Raw genomic sequence first — 22,641 nt, 5'->3', positions numbered from 1 at the left:
TTTTGGGGCCCTTGAGGGCTGAGGCACCTTTGAAATGGCGTTGATCGTACAGAAATTTGGCGGTACCTCTGTCGGTTCCATCGAGCGGATCGAGCAGGTTGCCGACAAGGTCAAGAAATTCCGCGAGCAAGGCACCGACCTGGTGGTTGTGCTGTCGGCGATGAGCGGGGAAACCAATCGCCTGATCGACTTGGCGAAGCAGATCACCGACAAGCCCGAACCCCGGGAGCTGGATGTGATCGTCTCGACCGGCGAGCAGGTCACCATCGCCCTGTTGTCCATGGCCCTGATGAAGCGCGGCGTGCCGGCGGTGTCCTACACCGGCAACCAGGTGCGCATCCTCACCGACAGTGCGCACAACAAGGCGCGCATCCTGCAGATCGACGACCAGAAGATCCGCGCCGACCTCAAGGCCGGCCGTGTCGTGGTGGTCGCCGGTTTCCAAGGTGTCGACGAGCACGGCAACATCACCACCCTCGGTCGTGGCGGCTCCGATACCACCGGCGTGGCCCTGGCGGCGGCGCTGAAGGCCGACGAGTGCCAGATCTACACCGATGTCGATGGCGTCTATACCACCGACCCGCGTGTCGTGCCCCAGGCCCAGCGCCTGGAGAAGATCACCTTCGAGGAGATGCTGGAAATGGCCAGCCTCGGCTCCAAGGTGCTGCAGATCCGCTCGGTGGAGTTCGCCGGCAAGTACAACGTCCCGCTGCGCGTGCTGCACAGCTTCAAGGAGGGTCCGGGTACCCTCATTACCATCGATGAAGAGGAATCCATGGAACAGCCGATCATTTCCGGTATCGCCTTCAACCGTGATGAGGCCAAGCTGACCATTCGTGGCGTCCCGGATACCCCGGGCGTTGCCTTCAAGATCCTCGGTCCGATCAGCGCTGCCAACATCGAAGTCGACATGATCGTGCAGAACGTCTCGCACGATAACACCACCGACTTCACCTTCACTGTGCACCGCAACGAGTACGAGAAGGCGTTGAGCGTGCTGGAGAATACCGCCCGCGAAATTGGCGCGCGTGAAGTGATCGGCGATACCAAGATCGCCAAGGTGTCGATCGTCGGCGTCGGCATGCGCTCCCACGCGGGCGTTGCCAGTCGCATGTTCGAGGCCCTGGCCAAGGAGAGCATCAACATCCAGATGATCTCCACCTCCGAGATCAAGGTCTCGGTAGTGATCGAAGAGAAGTACCTGGAGCTGGCCGTGCGCGCGCTGCACACCGCGTTCGAGCTTGACGCGCCTGCCCGACAGGGTGAGTGACACGCTGCCTGGAGGGGCGCGGCTTGCCGCGCCCTTCGCGTTTCTGGTCGCTGCGGCTGTCCCTGTCCAGGCAGTCGTGGCGGTCGATCCGGGCCAGTGCCGTTGTCCCCGGCCAGGCCCTGCTTTTCAAAGACTGTTGTCCCTGAAGATTCATGTGAGGAGAAAACTATGCTGATTCTGACTCGTCGGTGCGCCGAGAGCCTGATCATTGGTGACGGTGAGATCACCGTGACGGTCCTGGGTGTCAAAGGCAACCAGGTGCGTATTGGCGTTAGCGCGCCCAAGGAAGTGGCTGTTCACCGCGAGGAAATCTACCTGCGGATCAAGAAAGAGAAGGACGAGGAGCCAAGCCTTTAATTTTTTTGAAGTTTTTTTCAAAAAAAGGGTTGCAAACGAGGAAGGGTGTGTTTAATATTCGCCTCGTGTTGCGGTGAGGTGGCCGAGTGGCCGAAGGCGCTCCCCTGCTAAGGGAGTATACCTCATAAGGGTATCGGGGGTTCGAATCCCCCCTTCACCGCCATTATTTGCCTGGAGCGCTTAAAGCGATCCGAATGGCACAGCAAGACACGGACTCATAGCTCAGCTGGATAGAGTACTCGGCTACGAACCGAGCGGTCGGAGGTTCGAATCCTCCTGAGTCCGCCACTTTTGAAGTGGCTTTGCCTGCAAGGCTGCTTCAATCCACCAGTGGTAATCTGGTCTAAAACTACCCCACGGACTCATAGCTCAGCTGGATAGAGTACTCGGCTACGAACCGAGCGGTCGCAGGTTCGAATCCTGCTGAGTCCGCCACTTTTGAAGTGGCTCTGCTTGCAAAGACGCTTCAACAAGCCAGTGGTAATCTGGCCTAAAACTACCAACCACGGACTCATAGCTCAGCTGGATAGAGTACTCGGCTACGAACCGAGCGGTCGCAGGTTCGAATCCTGCTGAGTCCGCCACTTTTGAAGTGGCTCTGCTTGCAAAGACGCTTCAACAAGCCAGTGGTAATCTGGCCTAAAACTACCACCACGGACTCATAGCTCAGCTGGATAGAGTACTCGGCTACGAACCGAGCGGTCGGAGGTTCGAATCCTCCTGAGTCCGCCATACATCAAGAAGCCCGCTCATTAGAGCGGGCTTTTTGTTTTTCTGGCGCGCTGAATTGTCATGGATGTCCATCTACGCTGTTCTGTAGGAGGTCCCTGCAGGGATCGGCGATGCACATCGAGTTGGCACACGACGAATGTGCTTTTCACGCCAGAGTGACCGTCGCACTGATGGCTTCGAGCGTTGTCACAGCTTTAGCGCGCAAACGATTGTTCTGGCCAAAAATTTAAGCGATCCGACAGCTTACACAGTGTATGATTGCGCCCGTCAGCCCCGCCGGGGCTTGTGGAATCCCACCATGGACTTACCCAGTAGTTACTCGCTAACACGCTTCATACAGCCAGATCTGACCGATTGATTCTCCCGGCGTGCTCCGCTGCTGGGAGTGGAGTTCGCCTATGACCGAAATCGAAGTAAAGAAAGCCCAAGACAGCCTGCAGGATCGCCTGGCCCAGGTGATCGAACTGCTGCAGCGCCAGCGGGTGGTCGAGGACCTGACGCACCGTCAGGAAGGTCATCACCATGACCTGGTGGAAAACCTCGTCCACCGTCAGAACCTTGTCGAGTTGCAGCGCAAGCTCGACGACCTGCACCCCGCCGACATCGCCTACATCCTTGAAGCCTTGCCGCTGGACGACCGCCTGACGGTCTGGCAACTGGTGCGCTCGGATCGCGACGGCGACATTCTGCTCGAAGTCTCCGACGCCGTACGCCAGACCCTGATCGCCGACATGGACGATCACGAGCTGCTGGCTGCCGCCAAGGAAATGGACGCCGACGAACTCGCCGACCTGGCGCCGGAACTGCCCCGCGACGTCGTTCACGAGCTCATGGAAAGCCTTGATGCCCAGCAGCGCGAGCGTGTGCGCTCGGCCCTGAGCTACGACGAAGAGCAGGTCGGCGCGCTGATGGACTTCGAGATGGTCACCATTCGCGAAGACGTCAGCCTCGAGGTGGTGTTGCGCTACCTGCGCCGGCTCAAGGAGCTGCCGGGGCACACCGACAAGCTCTTCGTCGTCGATTACGATGGCATTCTCAAGGGTGTGCTGCCGATCAAGCGGTTGCTGGTCAACGACCCGGACAAGAAAGTCGCGGAGGTCATGGCCAATGACCCGGTGAGCTTCCATCCCGAGGAAGATGCCTACGACGCCGCCCTGGCCTTCGAACGCTACGACCTGGTGTCCGCCCCTGTGGTGGACAAGAACGAGCGTCTGATTGGTCGTCTGACCATCGATGAAATGGTCGACCTGATTCGTGAAGAGAGCGAGAGCGAAGTGCTCAACATGGCCGGTCTGCGCGAGGAAGAAGACATCTTCGCTTCGGTCTGGCGCTCGTTGCGCAACCGTTGGGCGTGGTTGGCCATCAACCTGATCACCGCATTTGTCGCCTCGCGGGTGATCGGCCTGTTCGAAGGCTCCATCGAGAAGCTGGTGGCGCTGGCGGCGCTGATGCCGATCGTGGCGGGTATCGGCGGCAACTCGGGTAACCAGACCATCACCATGATCGTGCGCGCCATGGCCCTCGACCAAGTGTCGCCGGGCAATACCAGCCGTCTGATGCGCAAGGAGCTGGCGGTGTCGCTGCTCAATGGCCTGATCTGGGGGGGCGTGATCGGTGCCGTGGCGTTCTGGCTCTATGGCAGTTGGTCGCTGGGCCTGGTAATGACCGCTGCGATGACCCTGAACCTGTTGCTGGCTGCCTTGATGGGCGTGCTGATCCCGATGACGTTGACGCGCCTGGGGCGAGATCCGGCGATGGGGTCGAGCGTGATGATCACGGCGGTCACCGACAGCGGCGGTTTCTTCATCTTCCTCGGCCTGGCCACGTTGTTCCTGCTGTAAGCGTGGTTCTCAGGCCATGCCAACCTCTGTAGGAGCGGCCTTGTGTCGCGATAGGGCCGCTCCTACAGGGGCGTGCGTGACCCCGTCGCAACTCTGCAATCATCAGATGCAAAAAAGCCAGCTTGCGCTGGCTTTTTTGTGTGCGGTTGTCGCTTGCCTGGATCAGGACGCGTCGGCGGCCATTTCCACATCGTGAGCGATGAGGGCGACCAGCGCATTCTGCTGGCGATGGGACAGCTGGCGGAAGCGCTGCAGCAGTTCACGTTCATGGAGGCTGAGCTCTGGGCTGTCCAGGCGCATGCTCAGTTCGTCACCCAAGGCACCTTCCTGGATAAGGCTCTGCTCCAGACGTGCGATGATTTCGGAGTTCATGCTGCGGTGATGGTTGCGCGCTACCTCGGCAATGCGCTCGCGCATCCCGTCTGGCAGGCGGACGACAAACTTGTCGGCGGTGCGGCTCGAATAGATAGCCTGTTTCATTGGGCGCATATAAATTGACCGGTTGTTCTGGTTCAGGGGGAGCGGTTCGCAAATTGGCCGCACGGTGGAAGTACGACCGCGGCGACGACAAAATGTTCAACCGTGATGTGATTTTGGTTCTTCATCTTGCCTCATGGTCGCCGTTTCCTTGGCGTCAATTCTGTGACAAATAGTGATCTCGATAAAGGCTTTTTGCCAGTACCAATTATCAGAAATGAGCACTGGTTTGAAAAGTTTCACATTCATCGAATTGCACCGGCGTCAGACAAATGCCGTCAAAATCTGGTAAAAGACGGCAAAGGCTTAGGGAAAATCCTGGAATTCGCTGGTTTCCCACACATTGAGCATAGTGGCTATGCAATATGACGCAAGCGGTGGTGCGGCCTCAAGAGGGCGCTTGATATTCCTCATGGGACCGTCTGGTTCGGGAAAAGATTCCCTGATCGAAGCGGCGCGTCAGCGATTGATTGCCCACGGCATCGAAATCGCCCGCCGGGTCATCACGCGCTCGGCCGAGGCCAAGGGTGAAGACGCGCTGGGGGTGAGTGTCGAGCGCTTCGAGACGATGCGCGAGGCGGGGGCGTTTGCCCTGAATTGGCAGGCGAACGGCCTGAGCTATGGCATTCCCGTACAGCTGGACGCGTGGCTCGCCGCAGGGCGGTCGGTGCTGGTCAATGGCTCTCGTGCCTACCTGACCAACGCCCGGCAGCGTTATCCCGACCTGGTGGCCGTGGGGCTGACGGTTTCCCAGCAGGCGCTACGGCAGCGATTGCTGGCCAGGGGGCGGGAGAGCAACGAAGAGATCGAGCTGCGCCTGGCCCGCAACTTCAGGTTGCAGGCCTATGATCCCAGCGTGCATGTCGTGGACAACTCTGCTTCTCTGGTCAGCGCGGTCGAGGCGCTGCTTGCGCTGTTGCGCAGCGAAGGCGTGATCGCCGACGCGGCGGGGAAAAAGCCGACGTGCAAAATGCCCGATTGATACATGACAAATGCCCACACGCTGGTTAACATGCTCGCCGTCCCCGCCGCACAGCGTCTGTTGTCGGCTCCAGTGTCTCAGTAGCTCAATTGGATAGAGCATCCCCCTCCTAAGGGGAAGGTTGGCAGTTCGAACCTGCCCTGGGACGCCATTTCTCCCCCATTCCCCTTGTCTTCGTTCAACGAACCTGAACGCTTGTCTGCGGCTGTCGCGTCGTACGGTTGTAGCTCAGGGCGAAGTGTGCCGCCAGCCCGAAGATCAGCCCCCAGAACGCGGCGCCAAGGCCGAGCAGGCTCATGCCGGATGCGGTGACCAGGAAGGTGATCAGCGCCGGCTCCCGCTGTTTCTCGTCATTCATGGCGCCGGCCAGGCCGTTGGCGATGGCGCCGAACAGCGCGAGGCCGGCGAGGGCGGCGATCAGTTCCCTCGGCAAGGCGGCGAACACCGAGGCCAAGGTCGCGCCGAAGCTGCCCATCAGCAGGTAGAAGGCGCCGCAGGCCATGCCGGCGATGTAGCGTTTGTCCGGATTCTCGTGGGCCTCGCGGCCGGTGCAGATGGCAGCGGTGATCGCCGCCAGGTTGACGCCGTGGCAGCCGAATGGCGCCAGCAGCAGCGAACCCAGGGCGGTGACCGAGACGATCGGGCGTGCCGGTACCTGGTAGCCGGAGGTGCGCAGCACGGCAATGCCGGGCACCGACTGGCCGGTGAGCGACACCAGGGCCAGAGGCAGGCCGATATTGACGATGGCCTGCCAACTCCACTGTGGGCTGGTCCAGGTCGGCATGGTCATTTCCAGCACCAGGGCCTGGGTGTCCAATTGGCCCAGGCCGGCGGCGAGGCCGCAACCGACGATCAGCACCGAAAGAATCGCGTAGCGCGGCGACAGGCGCTTGAACAGCAGATAGCTCGCCAGCATCGACAGCACCAGCACGGGCTGCAGGCGGATCGAGCTGAACAGCTCGGCGCCGAAGCGGAACAGGATGCCGGCCAGCATCGCTGCGGCAATGGCCTTGGGCAGGCGATTCATCAGCTTGTCGAAGGCTCCGCTCAGGGCGATCACGCCAATCAGCAGCGAGGCGACGATGTAGGCGCCCACCGCCTGGGCCAGTGACACGCCCGGCAGCATCGACACCAATAACGCCGCGCCAGGCGTGGACCAGGCAGTGATCACCGGCACCCGCAGTTTCCAGCTCAGCAGCAGGCCGGTCAGGCCGCTGCCGATGGAGATGGCCCAGATCCACGAAGCAGTCGCTTCGTTGCCCAGGCCCGCCTGGTCAGCGGCCTGGAACACGATAATCAAGGGGCCGGCGTAGGAAATGATCACGGCGATCAGGCCGGCGACCAGGGCGGAGACGGAAAAATCCTTTCTGAGGTTATCCATGGCGAGTCCATTTGAGTTAATTGATTCGATTGATTCGATTCAAATTGAATCTATACGGTAACGAGACCTGAATTCAAGTGGGGCGACTCTCACGCGGATGCTGCTAACAACTTGAATCGCTCGAAGGATCGACTCAAGTCGACCTGTATGTTCAAATTTCAATCATTTTCAGCCCGGTAGCCGTCTCATGTGGGTTCCACGGATCAGCGAAAGCAATCAGCCTGTCTACCTGTCCATTGCCGATGCCTTGGCGCATGACATCGCCAGCGGCGCGCTGCGCCGTGGCGAGCGCTTGCCGACGCTGCGCGAACTGGCACAGGCGCTGGATGTCACCCCGGGCACCATCAGCCGCGCCTACACCGAGGCGTCACGGCGTGGCCTGACCCAGGGCGAGGTGGGGCGTGGCACCTACGTCCTCGACCGGATCGCCGACACCGGCGAGGCCCCTGTCGTTACCCGCGCGGCGCCCGCTGCCCGCGGCGAAGCACTCGACCTGTCGATCATCAAGCCCTACGGCGAAACCCTGCAGTACTGGTTGCGCAACGCGTTGACCGAACTGGCCAATACCACGCGACTGGAGCAGGTGCTGGACTACGCCCCCGACGGGGGCCACCCGGCGCATCGCGAGGCGGGCGCGCAATGGTTGCGCCAGTGGCTGCCAGGCGCGCAGTGGCAGCAGGTGGTCATCACCAGTGGTGCACAGCACGGGCTGATGGTGGCGATCAGCGCCCTGACCGGGGCGGGCGACCTGGTGCTATGCGAGTCGCTGTGCTATCCGGGCATCATTTCCGTGGCCCACGGCCTGGGCCGCCGCCTGCGGGGCGTGCCGATGGACGAGCAGGGCATCATTCCCGAGGCCTTGCGCGAGATCTGCCAGCGCGAGCGGCCCACGATGCTGGTGTGCGTGGCGACCTGCCAGAACCCAACCACGGCAATCATGTCCAACCAGCGCCGTGCCCAGATCGCGGCGCTGGCGGAGGAGTTCGACTTCCTGCTGCTGGACGATGACATCTACGGCTTCCTCGCCACCGACCCACAGACCCGGCCGCTGGCGACTTTTGCCCCGGAGCGTTCGATCTACCTCACCAGCCTGTCCAAGTCAGTCATGCCGGCGCTGCGCATCGGCTACCTGTACAGCCCGCCGAAATTGCTGTCGCGCCTGACCGCCATGGTGCGCAGCACGGTGTGGATGCCTTCGCCGTTGACCGCGCAACTGGCCAGCCATGTGATCGGCGAAGGGTTGGACAGCCAACTGATTCGAATGCATCGGGCCGAGGCGGCGGCGCGCCAGGCCATCGCCCGCGAAGTCTTCACCGAGGCATCGCTGCAAAGCCAACCGCACAGCTATCACCTCTGGCTCAACCTGCCCGAGCCATGGCGCAGTGACGAGTTTGCCCTGCTGGCGCGGGCCAATGGCGTGGTGGTGATGAGCGCCAGTCAGTTCCAGGTGGAGCGCACGGGCGATCCGCGTGGCGTGCGGGTCGTGCTGATGTCGCCGACCAGCCGGGAGGAGCTGCGCTTCGCCCTGACCCAGCTGGCCAGCCTGCTCGAGTCAGGGGATCCGAAGCGCTTCTACTGAGTCAGAGCTGGGTGCTGTAACGTTTTTCGATGTCGCGGGCATCTGTCGAACTCAGGCTGCCATGCGGCTGGCTGGCGGCCTGTGCCTGCTGCTCAAGTTTGGCCTGGACCTTCATTTCGGCCTCTTCCTGCATGCGTTGGGCGATCTGTTGGTCGATCATCATTTTCCTTTCGGGCGGCAGCGCGTCGTATTCTTCCTTGGTCAGGCCAAGCTCCGCGAGCAGCTTTTCCTTGATCTTCTGCGCTGGTGACTTGCTCATGTAGTCGCGAAACTCCTGCAGGGCGCCGGATGCTTCCTGTTTGCCCACGCTGGTCTGCTCCTGCTTCGCCGCGTCGGGGTTGTGCAGCATGACCATGAGCTTGGAGAAAGCTTCCTTGCGGTTGTCCTCGGCATGCTGTTGCGAGGTGCTGCCCTGGCTGTTCTGCTGCGCCGAAGCTTTGCCGCTGGCTGAGACCAGTTGGAACGGGAACGGTTGAGCCGCGGACTGTTCGTTACCGCTGCGCTGCTGTTGCACGGCCTGCCAGCCCAGGCCGTTCGCTGTAATAAGCATGTTTCCTCCATGAATGGATCGTGAGAACGCGACGAAAGTGGCAAAAGCTGTGCCAGCAGTGAGACCGGGGCGAAATAGGCTGTTAGGACTATTCCGACAGCCTGTTCCTCGGAATATGCTTGCCCGGCAGAGGAACAGGATTGCCGCTTGCGGCAAACACAATCATGTGTCGGCAGCACCGGGTACGGGGCGCAGTTGCTGGACAACAGGGAGCGCGTCCATGAGCCAGGCAGCAAAGCCACTACCGGCTGGCTTCACCGAGCAGCAATTGCACACCTTGTTCGATTTGATCAGCGACGGCATCTGGGATTGGGATGCCAACAACGGCTACGTTTACCGCAATCCTGGCTGGTACGCGATGCTCGGCTACGCCAGCCATTCGCTGGACAATTCCGTGTTGACCTGGGAAAGCGTGATCCACCCCGAGGATTACCCGCGGGTGATGGCGCATTTCGAGGCATATATCAACCAGCGCAATGAGCGCTATCGCATCGAGTACCGTTGCCGCTGCCAGGACGGCAGCTACCTGTGGATCGAGGACAGTGGCCATATCATCGCCCGCAACGCCGATGGTTCGGTGGCGCGCATGCTGGGTGCTCACCGCAATATCGACCCGGGCAAGCGGTTGGTGGCGGAACTTGAGCAGCGTAACCTGTCCCTGGAAAGCCAGGTGGCCGAGCGCACCCGCGAACTGTCCTGGGTCAACCAGCAGTTGCAGCGCCAGCTCGACGAAAATCGTGAGTTGGCCGAGCGTGACGCCTTGACCCGCACCGCCAATCGCTATCGCCTGGAAAAGACCTTGGAGCAGGCGTGCGAGCGTGCCCGGCGCTTCCGCGAACCGCTGGCGTTGATCGCCATGGATCTGGACGACTTCAAGCCGATCAACGATCTTCACGGCCATGCCCGTGGCGATGCGGCGCTGGTCGAGGTCACCGAGCGGATCCGCCAGTGTCTGGAAGAGCAGGACCTGCTGGCGCGCTGGGGCGGTGATGAGTTCGTCGTGGTCTTGCCGCGGACTTCACTGGCGCAGGCGCGCGAAGCGGCCCAGCGAATCCGCGAGGCACTGGCCAAGGTGGCGCCAATTGGTCAGTGCCAGCTGACCATGAGCTATGGCGTGGTGCAGTGGCGGGAAGGGGAGGACTGGCATGATCTGCTGGCCCGTGCCGACAAGGCGCTGTACCGGGCCAAGGCGGCCGGCAAGAACGTTGTCGCCGAATGAAAAAAGACCCGCGGCGCCAGGGGCGCAGCGGGCCAAATCGGCGATTGCCGCTTCAGTATCAGGTCAGATGTGCAGGGCGTGCCCCAGGGCGCGCAGCGCCGCTTCCTGCACCGCCTCGCCCAGGGTTGGGTGGGCGTGGATGGTGCCGGCGATGTCTTCCAGGCGAGCGCCCATCTCCAGCGACTGGGCGAAGGCGGTCGACAGTTCCGACACCGCCGCGCCCACGGCCTGCCAGCCGAGGATCAGGTGGTTGTCGCGACGGGCCACCACGCGCACGAAGCCGGTCTTCGATTCCAGGCTCATGGCCCGGCCGTTGGCGGCGAAGGGGAACTGCGCGACGATGCAGTCTACGCCCTGCTGGCTGGCGTGTTCCGGGGTCTGGCCGACCACCACCACTTCCGGATCGGTGAAGCACACCGCGGCGATCGCGCTCGGCTCGAAGCGTCGGCTGTTGCCGGCGATGAGCTCGGCGACCATCTCGCCCTGGGCCATGGCCCGGTGCGCCAGCATCGGCTCGCCGGCTACGTCGCCGATGGCCCAGACGTTGCGCATGCTGGTCTGGCAGCGTTCGTCGATGGCGATGGCCGCGCCGTTCATCTTCAGGTCCAGGCTTTCCAGGCCGAAGCCTTTGGTACGAGGGCGACGGCCCACGGCCACGAGCACCTGGTCAGCCTCAAGGCGCAGCTGGCCACCCTGGCCGTCGCTGGCCAGCAGGCAGCCGTCGGCATAGCCTTCGACACTGTGGCCCAGGTACAGGGCGATGCCGAGTTTCTTGATCGAGTCGGCCACCGGCGCGGTGAGTTCGCCGTCGTAGGTCGGCAGGATGCGTTCGCGGGCTTCCACCACGCTGACCTTGGCGCCAAGCTTGCGGTAGGCGATACCCAGTTCCAGGCCAATGTAGCCGCCGCCGACCACCACCAGGTGCTGGGGCAGCGCCTTGGGCGCCAGGGCTTCGGTGGACGAGATGATCGGCCCGCCGATCGGCAGCATCGGCAGTTCGACGCTGTTCGAGCCGGTGGCCAGCAGCAGGTGCTCGCACTGGATGCGCTGGCCATCGACCTCGACATTCTTGCCGTCGAGGATCTTCGCCCAGCCATGGATCACCTTCACGCCGTGCTTTTTCAGCAGGGTGGCGACGCCGCTGGTGAGGCGGTCAACGATGCCGTCCTTCCACTCGACGCTGCGCGTGATGTCCAGTCGCGGCGAGGCCACGCTGATGCCCAGCGGCGAAGGTTCGGTGTAACGGCTGGCCTGGTGGAACTGCTCGGCCACGTGAATCAGCGCCTTCGAGGGAATGCAGCCGATGTTCAGGCAGGTACCGCCCAGGGCCTGGCCTTCGACCAGCACGGTGGGGATGCCCAGTTGCCCGGCGCGGATGGCGGCCACATAGCCGCCGGGGCCGCCGCCGATGATCAGCAGGGTGGTATTGATGAGCGCTTGCATGATCACTCCACAAACAGGCAGGCGGGCTGTTCCAGCAGGCCGCGCACGGCCTGGATGAACAGGGCGGCATCCATGCCGTCGACCACGCGGTGGTCGAACGAGCTGGACAGGTTCATCATCTTGCGCACAACGATCTGGCCATCGATCACCACCGGCCGTTCGACCATGCGGTTGACGCCGACGATCGCCACTTCCGGGGTGTTGACCACCGGGGTGCTGACGATACCGCCCAGGGCGCCGAGGCTGGTCAGGGTGATGGTCGAGCCGGACAGCTCCTCGCGGCTGGCCTTGTTGTTGCGCGCGGCGTGGGCGACACGGGCAATCTCGCTGGCGTTGTTCCACAGGTTGCCGGCCTCGGCGTGGCGCAGTACCGGCACCATCAGGCCGTTGTCGCCCTGGGTGGCGATGCCGACATGCACCGCGCCGTGGCGGGTGATGACCTGGGCCTCGTCGTCGTAGGTGGCGTTGATCTGCGGGAAGTCGCGCAGGGCGACGACCATGGCGCGCACCAGGAACGGCAGCAGGGTCAGCTTGCCGCGGCTGTCGCCGTACTTGGCGTTGAGCTGCTGGCGCAAGGCTTCCAGGTTGGTGACGTCGATTTCCTCGACGTAGCTGAAGTGGGCGACGCGGCGCTTGGCGTCCTGCATGCGTTGGGCGATCTTGCGGCGCAGGCCGATAACCGGCACCTGCTCGCTGTCAGTGCGCTTGCCGTAGCCGCTCGGCGCCTGGCCGGCGCTGCTCTGCGGTTTACTGATGAAGGCGTCGAGGTCTTCATGCAAGATGCGCCCGGCCGGGCCGCTGCCATGCACGTAGCGCAGCTCGATCCCGGCGTCCAGGGCGCGTTTGCGCACGGCCGGGGAGGCCAGTGGCTTGTCGTGGGCTTCGCGCGGCACGATAGGCGCGGCGGCGTGGGTCGCGGCAACCTGAGGTTGTGCTTCGAGGCGTGGCTCGGGTTGGGCCGCGGCCTTGACCTGCGCCGGTTCCGGTTCCGCCGGCTTGGCCTGGGGCGCGTCGACATGGTTGCCGCTGCCTTCGACCTCGATGCGGATCAGCTCGCTGCCGACCGCCATCACTTCACCCGGCTGGCCACCCAGGGCCAATACCTTGCCGCTGACCGGCGAGGGGATTTCCACGGTGGCCTTGTCGGTCATGACATCGGCCACCACCTGGTCCTCGGCGATCATGTCGCCGACCTTGACGAACCATTCCACCAACTCGACCTGCGCGATGCCTTCGCCAATGTCCGGCATCTTGATGACGTGCGTGCCCATTCAGACCTCCATGACCCGTTTCAGTGCCGCGCCTACCCGCGAAGGGCCGGGGAAGTAGGCCCATTCCTGTGCGTGGGGGTAGGGGGTGTCCCAGCCGGTGACGCGCTCGATCGGCGCCTCGAGATGATGGAAGCAATGCTCCTGGACCAGCGACACCAGTTCGGCGCCGAAGCCGCAGGTACGGGTGGCCTCGTGCACGACCACGCAGCGACCGGTCTTCTTCACCGACGCGACGATGGTTTCCAGGTCCAGCGGCCACAGGCTGCGCAGATCAATGACCTCAGCGTCGACGCCGCTCTCCTCGGCGGCCACCTGCGAGACATACACGGTGGTGCCGTAGGTCAGCACGGTGACGTCGTTGCCCGGGCGGGTGATCACCGCCTTGTCCAACGGCACCGTGTAGTAGCCATCCGGCACCGCGCTGTGCGGGTGCTTGGACCACGGGGTTACCGGGCGGTCGTGGTGGCCGTCGAACGGGCCGTTGTACAGGCGTTTGGGCTCGAGGAAGATCACCGGGTCGTCGCATTCGATCGAGGCGATCAGCAGGCCCTTGGCGTCGTAGGGATTGGATGGCATCACGGTGCGCAGACCGCAGACTTGGGTGAACATCGCCTCGGGGCTCTGGCTGTGGGTCTGGCCGCCGTAGATGCCACCGCCGCAGGGCATGCGCAGGGTCAGCGGCGAGATGAACTCGCCGGCCGAACGATAGCGCAGGCGGGCCATCTCCGAGACGATCTGGTCGGAGGCGGGGTAGAAGTAGTCTGCGAACTGGATTTCGACCACCGGACGCAGACCATAGGCGCCCATGCCGACGGCGGTGCCGACGATGCCGCTCTCGGAGATCGGCGCGTCGAACACGCGGGACTTGCCGTACTTGGTCTGCAGTCCTTCGGTGCAGCGGAACACGCCGCCGAAGTAGCCAACGTCCTGGCCGTAGACCACCACGTTGTCATCGCGCTCGAGCATGACATCCATGGCCGAGCGCAGGGCCTGGATCATGGTCATGGTGGTGGTGGACATGGCGTTTTCCAGATGGATGCTGTTGTTGTGATCGTTCATCTCAGACCCCCAGTTCCTGGCGCTGACGGCGCAGGTGGTCGGGCATTTCCTTGTACACGTCCTCGAACATCGAGGCGGCGCTGGGGATATGGCCATTGCTCAGGGTGCCGAACTGCTCGGCATCCTTCTGCGCCTTGATCACCTCGGCCTCAAGCTCCGCGGTGACCGCTTGGTGCTCTTGCTCGGACCACTGGCCGAGCTTGATCAGGTGCTGCTTGAGGCGAGCGATCGGGTCGCCCAGCGGGAAATGGCTCCAGTCGTCAGCCGGGCGATACTTGGACGGGTCGTCCGAGGTCGAGTGCGGGCCGGCGCGGTAGGTGACCCATTCGATCAGCGTTGGGCCCATGCCGCGGCGCGCGCGTTCGGCGGCCCAGCGCGAGGCGGCGTAGACGGCGATGAAGTCGTTGCCGTCGACCCGCAGCGAGGCGATGCCGCAACCTACGCCACGACCGGCGAAGGTGGTCGACTCGCCGCCGGCGATGGCCTGGAAGGTCGAGATCGCCCATTGGTTGTTGACCACGTTGAGGATCACCGGGGCGCGGTAGACGTGGGCGAAGGTGAGGGCGGTGTGGAAGTCCGATTCGGCGGTGGCGCCGTCGCCGATCCATGCCGAGGCGATCTTGGTATCGCCCTTGATCGCCGAGGCCATGGCCCAGCCGACTGCCTGGACGAACTGGGTGGCCAGGTTGCCGCTGATGGTGAAGAAGCCGGCTTCGCGCACCGAGTACATGATCGGCAGCTGGCGACCCTTGAGCGGGTCGCGGGTGTTGGACAGCAGCTGGCAGATCATGTCCACCAGCGACACCTCGCGGGCCATCAGGATGCTCTGCTGGCGGTAGGTGGGGAAGCACATGTCGGTGCGGTTGAGGGCCAGGGCCTGGCCGCTGCCGATGGCTTCCTCGCCCAGGCTCTGCATGTAGAACGACATCTTCTTCTGGCGCTGGGCGACCACCATGCGGCTGTCGAAGATGCGGGTCTTGAGCATGGCGCGCATGCCCTGGCGCAGCACCTTCGGGTCGATACCCTCGGCCCAGGGGCCGACGGCGTCGCCATGCTCGTTGAGCACGCGCACGAGGCTGTAGGAGAGGTCTGCCGTGTCGGCAGGCTCCACATCGATAGGGGGTTTACGGACTTGACCGGCGTCATTCAGGCGCAGGTAGGAGAAATCGGTCTGGCAGCCTGGCCGGCCTGTAGGCTCGGGCACATGCAGACGCAGGGGGGCGTACTCGTTCATGCTTTTTACGCTCGCTCGAATGTTGTTTTTGTGAGCTTTGAAGCGGCCGCTGCTGACTGCCTGCTTGTGACTGGCAGGTCAGCGTCTTTTTACATCATAGGGGGACGGCAAAAGAATTTTTCTCTCAAGTTCATTGCCTTTGTCCGGCGGCGCAGATAAACATTCCGTACAAACACAAAAACCAGGTCAATTTCTCTCATGCGTAAACTGGATCGAACGGATATCGGCATCCTCAACAGCCTGCAGGAAAATGCCCGCATCACCAACGCCGAGCTTGCGCGCTCGGTCAACCTGTCGCCCACACCGTGCTTCAACCGGGTCAAGGCCATGGAGGAGTTGGGGGTGATCCGCCAGCAGGTCACGTTGCTATCGCCCGAGGCGCTGGGGCTGGATGTGAATGTGTTCATCCACGTCAGCCTGGAGAAGCAGGTGGAGCAGTCGCTGCACCGTTTCGAGGAGGAGATTGCCGAACGGCCTGAGGTCATGGAGTGCTACCTGATGACCGGGGATCCGGATTACCTGCTGCGGGTGCTGCTGCCGAGCATCCAGGCGCTGGAGCGCTTCCTCGATTACCTCACGCGCTTGCCCGGGGTGGCGAACATTCGCTCCAGCTTTGCGCTGAAGCAGGTGCGCTACAAGACCGCGCTGCCGTTGCCGGCCAATGGCATGACCCTGCGCGAGCAATGATCCGGGCAAGGTACCTGGGGTGCTTGATATTTTAAACACCCCCGGCCTATGTTGTATGCGTCGCCATTCCCGGCATGCGAACACAACAAGAAGGACAGCGTCATGACGACCGAAGGCCCGCGCGCCCAGGCAGCGCACTTCAAGGGCATCGATGAAATCGAATGCGTCACCCCCGACCTTAACGGCGTGCCTCGCGGCAAGGTGATGACCGCAGAGGGTTTCCTCGAAGGCCGCCGCCTGCAGATGGCCCGTGGGGTCCTGCTGCAGTGCATCATGGGCGGTTACCCGGCGGCAAAATACTATGGCAGCGACGACGGCGATCTGGCGCTGGTGGCGGCGCCTTCGCAGATCCACCGCCTGCCCTGGAGCGACGAGCCTCGGGCCCTGGCGATCTGCGACGCGGTGGAACTCGATGGCAGGCCCTCGGGGCTGTCCAGTCGTGGCCAGCTCAAGGCGGTGATTGCCCGCTATGCCGAGCGCGGGCTGGCGCCGGTGGTGGCGACAGAGCTTGAGTTTTTCGTGTTTGCCGCCAACAGCGACCCGACCCTGCCGTTCCAGCCGCCGCTGGGCAAGGACGGGCGTCGGGAAATGGGGCACTCGGCCTTCAGCGTCAGCTCCAACAACGGTCTGCGTCCGTTCTTCAACGAGGTGTACCGCTGCATGGCGGCGTTGGGCCTGCCGCGTGACACCTTCATGCACGAGATGGGCGTAAGCCAGTTCGAGATCAACCTGCTGCACGGTGACCCGTTGCTGCTGGCCGACCAGACCTTCCTGTTCAAGCACCTGCTCAAGGAGGTCGCGCTCAAGCACGGCCTGACCGTGGTGTGCATGGCCAAACCACTGGCGCACACGCCCGGCAGCTCGATGCATATCCACCAGAGCCTGGTCGACAGCGCCAGCGGGCGCAATGTATTTAGCGACGAGCAGGGCAGGGCGACCGACACCTTCCACCATTTCATCGGTGGCCTGCAGACTTGCCTGGCTGACTTCACCCTGCTGTTCGCGCCTAACGTCAATTCCTACCAGCGGCTGTGCCACCCCTATGCGTCGCCGAACAACGCCTGCTGGTCCGAGGACAATCGCGCCGCGGGCCTGCGCATCCCGGCCAGCTCACCTGCGGCCCGGCGGGTGGAGAACCGCCTGCCGGGCGCCGACGCCAACCCCTACCTGGCCATCGCCGCGAGCCTTGCCGCCGGCCTGCATGGCATCGAGCGCCAGATCGCGCCAACGCCGGCGATCCAGGGCGAGTTCGAGGTGCCCGAGCACCTGAGCCTGCCCTGTACGCTGCACGCCGCGCTGGAACGCCTCAAGCGCAGCAACCTGGCGCGGGAACTGTTCGGCAGGGAGTTCATCGAAGGCTACATCGCCACCAAGACCCTGGAGCTGAGCGATTTCTTCGATGAGATCACGCCCTGGGAGCGCCGCGTGCTGGCCGCGCAAGCCTGAGCGCGACACGACCGCTACTGGATGCGCCCCCGGCGGCCGATTTAGCCGCCGGGGGCCTGCGCTGCAGTGAATTTGCTTTTATGCTTGGCGGCAACCTCGCGCCACCAGATCAAGGAGCTTGACGGGACGTATGCGAAATATCTGGAAGCCGTTTCAGTCGTTGTACTTCGCCGCCCTGATGATGCTGATCGGTTCGGGTCTGCTCAGTACCTACCTGGCCCTGCGTCTGGCCGCCGACCATGTCGACAGCCTGTGGATCGGTGCGCTGATGGCGGCCAACTACTTCGGCCTGGCGGTAGGCGGCAAGGTCGGGCACCGGCTGATTGGCCGGGTCGGGCATATCCGCGCCTACGCCACCTGTGCCGGCATTGTCGGCGCGGCGGTGCTCGGGCACGGGCTGACCAGCTGGCTGCCGGCCTGGGTCGGGCTGCGCATGATCGTCGGCCTGGGGATGATGTGCCAGTACATGGTCATCGAGAGCTGGCTCAACGAGCAGGCCGATGCCAAGCATCGCGGCGCGGTGTTCAGCGGCTACATGATCGCTTCCTATTTGGGGCTGGTGCTTGGCCAGTTGATCCTGGTGGTGCATCCGCAGCTTGGGCCTGAGTTGCTGATGCTCGTGGCGATGTGCTTTGCCCTGTGCCTGGTGCCCGTGGCCATGACCCGACGCATCCACCCCGCGCCATTGCGGCCGGCGCCGATGGAGCCGAAGTTTTTCATCAAGCGTGTGCCGCAGTCGCTGTCCACGGTACTTGGCTCGGGTCTGATCGTCGGTTCGTTCTATGGCTTGGCGCCGCTGTATGCGTCCAGCCAGGGGCTTTCCACCGAGCAGATCGGCCTGTTCATGGGCAGTTGCATTTTCGCCGGCCTGCTCGTGCAGTGGCCGTTGGGCTGGTTGTCCGACCGCTATGATCGCGCCGTGCTGATACGTGGCGTGGCGATCGGCCTGGCCCTGGCCTCGGCGCCGCTGGCGATCCTGCCAGGCGTGCCGTTGGCGCTGTTGTTCGGCATCGGTTTCGTCATATCGCTGCTGCAGTTCTGCCTGTATCCGCTGGCGGTGGCGTTCTCCAACGACCATGTGGAAAGCGAGCGGCGGGTCTCGTTGACCGCCATGCTGCTGGTCACTTATGGCGTGGGCGCCTGCATCGGGCCGCTGGCGGCCGGGGTGCTGATGAAGCTGCTGGGCGCGCAGATGCTGTATGCCTTCTTCGTATTCTTCGCCCTGGTGCTGGTCTGGCGTATCCGGCCCAAGGCAGTCACCGGGCTGCACCAGGTCCAGGATGCGCCGCTTGGGCACGTGGCCATGCCGGCGGCTGGCTCGCCCTTGTCGGCGGCCCTTGACCCTCGGGTCGATGAGCAGACCGTGCAGGAGGTGATGCAGGCGCCGGTGGCGGCGGAAGATACCGAAGAGGAGGCCGGCATGGAGCGGGAAAGCGAGACGAGCAAATCAGCTACTCGCTGAATGCAAAACGCCACCCATGGGGTGGCGTTTATCATGTCCTGGCGACGCTCAATAGTCGTCTTTGTCGAACCGCCGTGCCTCGCGCTGCAGTTGATAGACGAAACTCTCGATCTTGCGCTGTGCCTGACCGTTGAGGTTATGGAAGCGCACCCCGGCGAAGGTGGTGTTGATGCGTTCCTCGAAGTGCAGGTGACGCAGTTCTACCAGGGTGTCGGTCAGGCCCAGCGGGTTGCCGGCCTTGAAGCGCTCGTAGACCTGGCCCAGTTGCAGGCGGTCCTCGACGTTGCCGTCGAAGCGCAGCTTGCAGCCGGTGGCGGAGATGTCCAGCAGTTTGCCACGCAGGGCGCCATTGCCCTTGAGGTGGGCGCCGTCGAGGGTGATGTCGACCAGTTGCGATAGCTTCAGCGCGGCGCGGAAGGCGTTGCGACGCTGGTGATAGGTCACTTCCTCGGGCAGTGGGCCGCGGTAGCAGCGATGGCCGTCGATCTCGGTGATGGTCAGTGGTGTGCTGGACTCCCAGGCGATGCGCACGCCGTCATGGAAGCCTTCGACGCGGAACGACTCGCCGTTCTCGATGTACTTTTCGCCATCGCGGGGGATCATTTCATCCAGTGCCAGGACGCCGTTGTCCCGGTCGACGTGCACCACATAGCTCTGGAACCGCTGGCTGCGCTCGTGGAAGCTGATGATCAGCGGGTCGTGGCTATCCAGCAACTGGCGCAAGTTGGCCGTGATCTCCAAAGGGGTGGTCAGCACCTTTGGTGGCTGGGGCGCATCGGATTCATTGAACACGGGTTATCAATCTCCAGGCAAAACGGCACACGCAAGTTACGGCATTTTGCCAGTATGTTCCGTGTCTTGGTACAAATAAGATAGAACTAATCACACTTGGCTGAGTGCGCGGGGCTTGGCCATTGGCGAGGTGCCGCCACGGCTGTCGTAGAGCGACGGGGAATCGCCACCCTGAAGGATTCTGATCTGGTTCGCCGTGGTCTGTTGCTGCACCTGGATGATCCGGCCATTGGTCTCGTTGACCTGCCGGCAGGCATCCATCAGCTCGCCCAGTGCATCGAGCCGGCTCATGATGGCCTCGCCATTGCTCGACTGTGCGGCCAGCGCCTGGGCCCCCTCGCGGTCGGCACTCAGGCCGAGTTCGAGGAGCAGCTGACTGCGCCGCTTGCCCTGCTGCTCGAGCAAGATGATCAACGACTGCTTGCGGGCCAGGATTTGCTCCAGGGCCATCATGTCCCGACCGTGCAGGGCTATCGCTTCGTTCTGCAGAAGCTCGAGCAGTTCCTGCGTCGGCGCTATGTCGTTTTCAATCAGTTGCAGCAGGGTAGTGTCGTGCATGGCTAACTCTTGGCGTGTTGCGTCCTTGAAGTCAGCGCGCCTGAAGGTCAGCGCTGGGCTTCGAAATCAAGCAGTTTGCTGGCGACCCGGTCGGCATCGACCTTGTAGCTGCCGTCTGCGATGGCCTGCTTCAACTCGGCCACGCGGGCGCTGTTGACGGTCGGCTGATCGCGCAGCTTGTCGCTGATCTTCTGCAATTGCTGGGCCTCTGGGCTCAGGTGTACCGCTTCTCCGCTGGCATTGGCGCGCTTTGGCGCTTCACTGGCTTCGCCGGCTTTTTCGGCGTTGCCTGGCGCGGCATTGCCGCGAACGCCGCCCGTGACGGACGGAGAGTTGTTGAGACGACTGAAGTCGATGACCATGTTCAGAACCCCTGGGAATTAGGACGCATGCCTGGTTTTCGGCCAGCCTGAGCAAAACTTTAGGTGTGAATGCATCAGTGCCTCCAGGTACAGGTGCGCAACCCGATTTGTGACACAGTTTAGGGCGCGCGGTTCCACATCGCCAGCGTTCTGTCATTATCCCGACACGGTGTATTACATGGCCACCTCGACCTGGCCGGGGCCTGTGACCCGCGCCTTGACCACGCGCCTGGAATTCAGGTTGCGCACGCGGATCTGCGTCTGCATGCCGCCCTTGTCCAGTGCCTCGCCCGGCATGCGCACGCTCAGGCTGCCGCTGCGGGCGATGATCACCACATGGTCGCCCTTGCGAACCACCTCGGCCTGTTCCAGGTGCTGTTGCGTCAGTACCTGGTCGAGCACAGTGGGGCGCAGCAGCTTCATGCCCACGGCCTGGTCGAGCTGGGTCAGGTAGCCTGGGCCGAGGCTGCCGACATCGCGCTCGCGCATGGCCACATCGCCTTCGGTCACCACGCTTTCGCGCTTCAGGGGGCGCGTCATGACCACCACATCGCGCAGCAGGCGGACCTGTGCCGGGACGAACACCGTCCAGGGCGCGGCACTGTCGCAGCGTACCCGTACCGTGACCCGCCCGAGCGGCGTCGAACTTTCCAGCGAGGCATCCAATTGCTGGCTGCATTGGGGCATGCGCAGGCGCGGGTCCAGGGTATTGACCTGGATTTCATAGCGGCCCGGGGTTTGGGTCGTCGCCAGATAATCCTCTACGGTGAACTCAAGAAACCCCTGGGTGACACCGATAAGCTGTTCAGGCAAGGTAAAAGAGTCCGCCAGCGTACGAATGCCGGGTGCCAGCAGGCACAGGGCGGCCAGTGAGCCGGTCAGCAGGCGCGTCAGTCGTCGGAAATTTGTCGTTTTCGTGTACATGGCGTTCAAAAAAGCAAAGCCCGTGCCGATTCGGTACTTAGGCAATCGTTGAAGGAGTCTGGCATGGCTGGAGTGATGGATTCGGTCAACCAGCGCACGCAACTGGTGGGGCAGAACCGCCTGGAGCTGCTTTTGTTTCGTCTCAATGGCGATCAGCTCTACGGCATCAATGTGTTCAAGGTGCGGGAGGTGCTGCAGTGCCCGGACCTGACGCTTCTGCCCAGATCCCATCCGGTGGTGCGCGGTGTGGCCAACATTCGGGGGGCGACCATCCCGATCCTTGACCTGTCGATGGCCACTGGCCTTCCGCAGTTGAAGGAAGAAACGCGCAACAGTTTCGTGATCATCACCGAGTACAACACCAAGACCCAGGGCTTCCTGGTGCACTCGGTCGAGCGCATCGTCAACATGAACTGGGAAGAGATCCATCCGCCACCCAAGGGCACCGGGCGCGATCACTACCTGACCGCCGTGACCCGGGTCGACAATCGCATGGTCGAGATCATCGATGTCGAGAAGGTGCTGGCCGAAGTGGCGCCGTCGTCCGAGTCGGTGTCCGAGGGGGTGATCGATGCCGAGGTGCAGGACAAGGCGGTGATGTTGCGGGTGCTGACGGTCGATGATTCGTCGGTGGCGCGCAAGCAGGTGAGCCGTTGCCTGCAGACTGTGGGGGTCGAGGTGGTGGCGCTCAACGACGGTCGCCAGGCCCTGGACTACCTGCGTAAGCTGGTGGACGAGGGCAAGCGTCCGGAGGAAGAGTTCCTCATGATGATCTCGGATATTGAAATGCCGGAAATGGACGGCTATACCCTCACGGCGGAGATCCGCAGCGATCCGCGTATGCAAAAGCTGCACATCTGCCTGCATACTTCGCTGTCCGGGGTATTCAACCAGGCGATGGTCAAGAAGGTCGGTGCTGATGACTTCCTGGCCAAGTTCAGGCCGGACGATCTTGCCCAGCGCGTGGTCGATCGGATCAAGGCGAGTCATTGAAACGGCCGGGGCTCGTCCCCGG

At 63.0% G+C, this 22,641-nt stretch carries 22 protein-coding genes and 6 tRNA genes; 16 read left to right on the top strand and 12 right to left on the bottom strand.

Translation table 11 applies throughout. The features are described from left to right. Positions 1-34 precede the first annotated feature (34 nt). The 8 genes from AC25M7_RS12930 (at position 35) to mgtE (ending at position 4,200) form a co-directional block, all read left to right on the top strand. Positions 35-1,270: an aspartate kinase gene (locus tag AC25M7_RS12930; RefSeq protein ID WP_028691060.1), complete on the top strand. Its 1,236-nt coding sequence runs from the start codon at positions 35-37 to the stop codon at positions 1,268-1,270. 168 nt (positions 1,271-1,438) lie between these two features. Continuing rightward, positions 1,439-1,627, top strand: coding sequence for a carbon storage regulator CsrA (csrA, locus tag AC25M7_RS12925; protein WP_003254503.1), 189 nt, complete (start codon positions 1,439-1,441; stop codon positions 1,625-1,627). 72 nt (positions 1,628-1,699) lie between these two features. After that, positions 1,700-1,790, top strand: a tRNA-Ser gene (locus AC25M7_RS12920). 48 nt (positions 1,791-1,838) lie between these two features. Continuing rightward, a tRNA-Arg gene (locus AC25M7_RS12915) sits at positions 1,839-1,915 on the top strand. A 70-nt stretch (positions 1,916-1,985) separates the two neighbouring features. Beyond that, positions 1,986-2,062 (top strand) — tRNA-Arg (locus AC25M7_RS12910). Positions 2,063-2,134: 72 nt separating this feature from the next. Next, a tRNA-Arg gene (locus AC25M7_RS12905) sits at positions 2,135-2,211 on the top strand. Between the two features lie 71 nt (positions 2,212-2,282). Then, a tRNA-Arg gene (locus AC25M7_RS12900) sits at positions 2,283-2,359 on the top strand. 398 nt (positions 2,360-2,757) lie between these two features. Further along, positions 2,758-4,200, top strand: a complete 1,443-nt coding sequence (gene mgtE, locus AC25M7_RS12895) for a magnesium transporter (RefSeq protein ID WP_028691059.1) — start codon at positions 2,758-2,760, stop codon at positions 4,198-4,200. A 162-nt stretch (positions 4,201-4,362) separates the two neighbouring features. Here the strand turns inward: mgtE and AC25M7_RS12890 are convergent, their stop codons facing one another. Together AC25M7_RS12890 and AC25M7_RS12885 are read right to left on the bottom strand one after the other, a co-directional pair. After that, positions 4,363-4,689: an Arc family DNA-binding protein gene (locus tag AC25M7_RS12890; protein WP_003254499.1), complete on the bottom strand. Its 327-nt coding sequence runs from the start codon at positions 4,687-4,689 to the stop codon at positions 4,363-4,365. Positions 4,690-4,776: 87 nt separating this feature from the next. Then, complete coding sequence (locus AC25M7_RS12885) at positions 4,777-4,926, bottom strand: hypothetical protein (protein WP_155952690.1); 150 nt, start codon at positions 4,924-4,926, stop codon at positions 4,777-4,779. A 109-nt stretch (positions 4,927-5,035) separates the two neighbouring features. Here AC25M7_RS12885 and phnN point away from each other — a divergent pair, with 109 nt between their 5' ends. Continuing rightward, positions 5,036-5,659 (top strand): phosphonate metabolism protein/1,5-bisphosphokinase (PRPP-forming) PhnN, encoded by a 624-nt coding sequence (phnN, locus tag AC25M7_RS12880; RefSeq protein ID WP_186597426.1) that lies wholly within the window; start codon positions 5,036-5,038, stop codon positions 5,657-5,659. Between the two features lie 74 nt (positions 5,660-5,733). Then, positions 5,734-5,810, top strand: a tRNA-Arg gene (locus tag AC25M7_RS12875). Positions 5,811-5,837: 27 nt separating this feature from the next. Here AC25M7_RS12875 and AC25M7_RS12870 read toward each other — a convergent pair. Further along, positions 5,838-7,040: a benzoate/H(+) symporter BenE family transporter gene (locus AC25M7_RS12870; protein WP_197866282.1), complete on the bottom strand. Its 1,203-nt coding sequence runs from the start codon at positions 7,038-7,040 to the stop codon at positions 5,838-5,840. A 187-nt stretch (positions 7,041-7,227) separates the two neighbouring features. Between AC25M7_RS12870 and AC25M7_RS12865 the strand changes: the two genes are divergently transcribed. Then, on the top strand, positions 7,228-8,619 hold the full coding sequence (locus AC25M7_RS12865; RefSeq protein ID WP_028691056.1) for an aminotransferase-like domain-containing protein: 1,392 nt from the start codon (positions 7,228-7,230) through the stop codon (positions 8,617-8,619). Position 8,620: 1 nt separating this feature from the next. Here the strand turns inward: AC25M7_RS12865 and AC25M7_RS12860 are convergent, their stop codons facing one another. After that, positions 8,621-9,169, bottom strand: a complete 549-nt coding sequence (locus AC25M7_RS12860; protein ID WP_241413179.1) for a hypothetical protein — start codon at positions 9,167-9,169, stop codon at positions 8,621-8,623. A 220-nt stretch (positions 9,170-9,389) separates the two neighbouring features. On the opposite strand from AC25M7_RS12860, the gene AC25M7_RS12855 reads away from it, so the two are divergent. Continuing rightward, positions 9,390-10,388 carry a diguanylate cyclase domain-containing protein gene (locus AC25M7_RS12855; protein ID WP_028691055.1) on the top strand — a complete coding sequence of 333 codons (999 nt, stop codon included), beginning with the start codon at positions 9,390-9,392 and terminating at the stop codon, positions 10,386-10,388. A gap of 63 nt (positions 10,389-10,451) precedes the next feature. Here the strand turns inward: AC25M7_RS12855 and lpdA are convergent, their stop codons facing one another. From lpdA to AC25M7_RS12835, 4 genes are read right to left on the bottom strand one after another with little or no spacing between them, the layout of a single operon-like run. After that, positions 10,452-11,831, bottom strand: a complete 1,380-nt coding sequence (gene lpdA, locus AC25M7_RS12850) for a dihydrolipoyl dehydrogenase (protein WP_288520865.1) — start codon at positions 11,829-11,831, stop codon at positions 10,452-10,454. A gap of 2 nt (positions 11,832-11,833) precedes the next feature. Then, positions 11,834-13,102, bottom strand: coding sequence for a dihydrolipoamide acetyltransferase family protein (locus tag AC25M7_RS12845; RefSeq protein WP_486971122.1), 1,269 nt, complete (start codon positions 13,100-13,102; stop codon positions 11,834-11,836). Next, positions 13,103-14,161 (bottom strand): alpha-ketoacid dehydrogenase subunit beta, encoded by a 1,059-nt coding sequence (locus AC25M7_RS12840; RefSeq protein WP_028691052.1) that lies wholly within the window; start codon positions 14,159-14,161, stop codon positions 13,103-13,105. It lies immediately after the preceding gene. Between the two features lies 1 nt (position 14,162). Beyond that, the gene (locus AC25M7_RS12835; RefSeq protein ID WP_028691051.1) at positions 14,163-15,395 is read right to left on the bottom strand and encodes a 3-methyl-2-oxobutanoate dehydrogenase (2-methylpropanoyl-transferring) subunit alpha; all 1,233 of its coding nucleotides are present in this window, start codon (positions 15,393-15,395) and stop codon (positions 14,163-14,165) included. Positions 15,396-15,593: 198 nt separating this feature from the next. Here AC25M7_RS12835 and bkdR point away from each other — a divergent pair, with 198 nt between their 5' ends. From bkdR to AC25M7_RS12820, 3 genes are all read left to right on the top strand, one after another. Continuing rightward, entirely contained in the window at positions 15,594-16,082 is a 489-nt protein-coding gene (bkdR, locus tag AC25M7_RS12830) for a Bkd operon transcriptional regulator BkdR (RefSeq protein WP_028691050.1), read from the top strand. Between the two features lie 204 nt (positions 16,083-16,286). Then, entirely contained in the window at positions 16,287-17,528 is a 1,242-nt protein-coding gene (locus tag AC25M7_RS12825; protein ID WP_486971132.1) for a glutamine synthetase family protein, read from the top strand. 130 nt (positions 17,529-17,658) lie between these two features. After that, positions 17,659-18,990 (top strand): MFS transporter, encoded by a 1,332-nt coding sequence (locus AC25M7_RS12820; protein WP_088852863.1) that lies wholly within the window; start codon positions 17,659-17,661, stop codon positions 18,988-18,990. 48 nt (positions 18,991-19,038) lie between these two features. Here AC25M7_RS12820 and AC25M7_RS12815 read toward each other — a convergent pair whose 3' ends face one another. The 4 genes from AC25M7_RS12815 to flgA all read right to left on the bottom strand — a co-directional run bounded on the left by AC25M7_RS12815 (position 19,039) and on the right by flgA (position 21,626). Beyond that, positions 19,039-19,782, bottom strand: a complete 744-nt coding sequence (locus AC25M7_RS12815; RefSeq protein ID WP_028691047.1) for a flagellar brake protein — start codon at positions 19,780-19,782, stop codon at positions 19,039-19,041. Between the two features lie 90 nt (positions 19,783-19,872). Then, complete coding sequence (locus tag AC25M7_RS12810) at positions 19,873-20,340, bottom strand: flagella synthesis protein FlgN (protein ID WP_028691046.1); 468 nt, start codon at positions 20,338-20,340, stop codon at positions 19,873-19,875. Between the two features lie 47 nt (positions 20,341-20,387). Beyond that, on the bottom strand, positions 20,388-20,702 hold the full coding sequence (gene flgM / locus AC25M7_RS12805; protein WP_028691045.1) for a flagellar biosynthesis anti-sigma factor FlgM: 315 nt from the start codon (positions 20,700-20,702) through the stop codon (positions 20,388-20,390). A 174-nt stretch (positions 20,703-20,876) separates the two neighbouring features. Beyond that, the gene (flgA, locus tag AC25M7_RS12800) at positions 20,877-21,626 is read right to left on the bottom strand and encodes a flagellar basal body P-ring formation chaperone FlgA (RefSeq protein WP_247283420.1); all 750 of its coding nucleotides are present in this window, start codon (positions 21,624-21,626) and stop codon (positions 20,877-20,879) included. Positions 21,627-21,689: 63 nt separating this feature from the next. On the opposite strand from flgA, the gene AC25M7_RS12795 reads away from it, so the two are divergent. Then, positions 21,690-22,619 (top strand): chemotaxis protein CheV, encoded by a 930-nt coding sequence (locus AC25M7_RS12795; protein ID WP_028691043.1) that lies wholly within the window; start codon positions 21,690-21,692, stop codon positions 22,617-22,619. Positions 22,620-22,641: the final 22 nt, after the last annotated feature.

The organism is Pseudomonas sp. P106(2024) (assembly GCF_057480815.1).
Note: the sequence above shows the minus strand (reverse complement) of the source record. Positions and strands in the feature narration are given on the sequence as shown.

What these genes read in the sequence shown, in the direction of transcription:
- AC25M7_RS12930 (WP_028691060.1), top strand. Translation starts at nt 35, where the DNA reads ATGGCGTTGATCGTACAGAAATTTGGCGGTACCTCTGTCGGTTCCATC.
- csrA (WP_003254503.1), top strand. Translation starts at nt 1,439, where the DNA reads ATGCTGATTCTGACTCGTCGGTGCGCCGAGAGCCTGATCATTGGTGAC.
- mgtE (WP_028691059.1), top strand. Translation starts at nt 2,758, where the DNA reads ATGACCGAAATCGAAGTAAAGAAAGCCCAAGACAGCCTGCAGGATCGC.
- AC25M7_RS12890 (WP_003254499.1), bottom strand. Translation starts at nt 4,689, where the DNA reads ATGCGCCCAATGAAACAGGCTATCTATTCGAGCCGCACCGCCGACAAG.
- AC25M7_RS12885 (WP_155952690.1), bottom strand. Translation starts at nt 4,926, where the DNA reads ATGAATGTGAAACTTTTCAAACCAGTGCTCATTTCTGATAATTGGTAC.
- phnN (WP_186597426.1), top strand. Translation starts at nt 5,036, where the DNA reads ATGCAATATGACGCAAGCGGTGGTGCGGCCTCAAGAGGGCGCTTGATA.
- AC25M7_RS12870 (WP_197866282.1), bottom strand. Translation starts at nt 7,040, where the DNA reads ATGGATAACCTCAGAAAGGATTTTTCCGTCTCCGCCCTGGTCGCCGGC.
- AC25M7_RS12865 (WP_028691056.1), top strand. Translation starts at nt 7,228, where the DNA reads ATGTGGGTTCCACGGATCAGCGAAAGCAATCAGCCTGTCTACCTGTCC.
- AC25M7_RS12860 (WP_241413179.1), bottom strand. Translation starts at nt 9,169, where the DNA reads ATGCTTATTACAGCGAACGGCCTGGGCTGGCAGGCCGTGCAACAGCAG.
- AC25M7_RS12855 (WP_028691055.1), top strand. Translation starts at nt 9,390, where the DNA reads ATGAGCCAGGCAGCAAAGCCACTACCGGCTGGCTTCACCGAGCAGCAA.
- lpdA (WP_288520865.1), bottom strand. Translation starts at nt 11,831, where the DNA reads ATGCAAGCGCTCATCAATACCACCCTGCTGATCATCGGCGGCGGCCCC.
- AC25M7_RS12845 (WP_486971122.1), bottom strand. Translation starts at nt 13,102, where the DNA reads ATGGGCACGCACGTCATCAAGATGCCGGACATTGGCGAAGGCATCGCG.
- AC25M7_RS12840 (WP_028691052.1), bottom strand. Translation starts at nt 14,161, where the DNA reads ATGAACGATCACAACAACAGCATCCATCTGGAAAACGCCATGTCCACC.
- AC25M7_RS12835 (WP_028691051.1), bottom strand. Translation starts at nt 15,395, where the DNA reads ATGAACGAGTACGCCCCCCTGCGTCTGCATGTGCCCGAGCCTACAGGC.
- bkdR (WP_028691050.1), top strand. Translation starts at nt 15,594, where the DNA reads ATGCGTAAACTGGATCGAACGGATATCGGCATCCTCAACAGCCTGCAG.
- AC25M7_RS12825 (WP_486971132.1), top strand. Translation starts at nt 16,287, where the DNA reads ATGACCGCAGAGGGTTTCCTCGAAGGCCGCCGCCTGCAGATGGCCCGT.
- AC25M7_RS12820 (WP_088852863.1), top strand. Translation starts at nt 17,659, where the DNA reads ATGCGAAATATCTGGAAGCCGTTTCAGTCGTTGTACTTCGCCGCCCTG.
- AC25M7_RS12810 (WP_028691046.1), bottom strand. Translation starts at nt 20,340, where the DNA reads ATGCACGACACTACCCTGCTGCAACTGATTGAAAACGACATAGCGCCG.
- flgM (WP_028691045.1), bottom strand. Translation starts at nt 20,702, where the DNA reads ATGGTCATCGACTTCAGTCGTCTCAACAACTCTCCGTCCGTCACGGGC.
- flgA (WP_247283420.1), bottom strand. Translation starts at nt 21,626, where the DNA reads ATGTACACGAAAACGACAAATTTCCGACGACTGACGCGCCTGCTGACC.
- AC25M7_RS12795 (WP_028691043.1), top strand. Translation starts at nt 21,690, where the DNA reads ATGGCTGGAGTGATGGATTCGGTCAACCAGCGCACGCAACTGGTGGGG.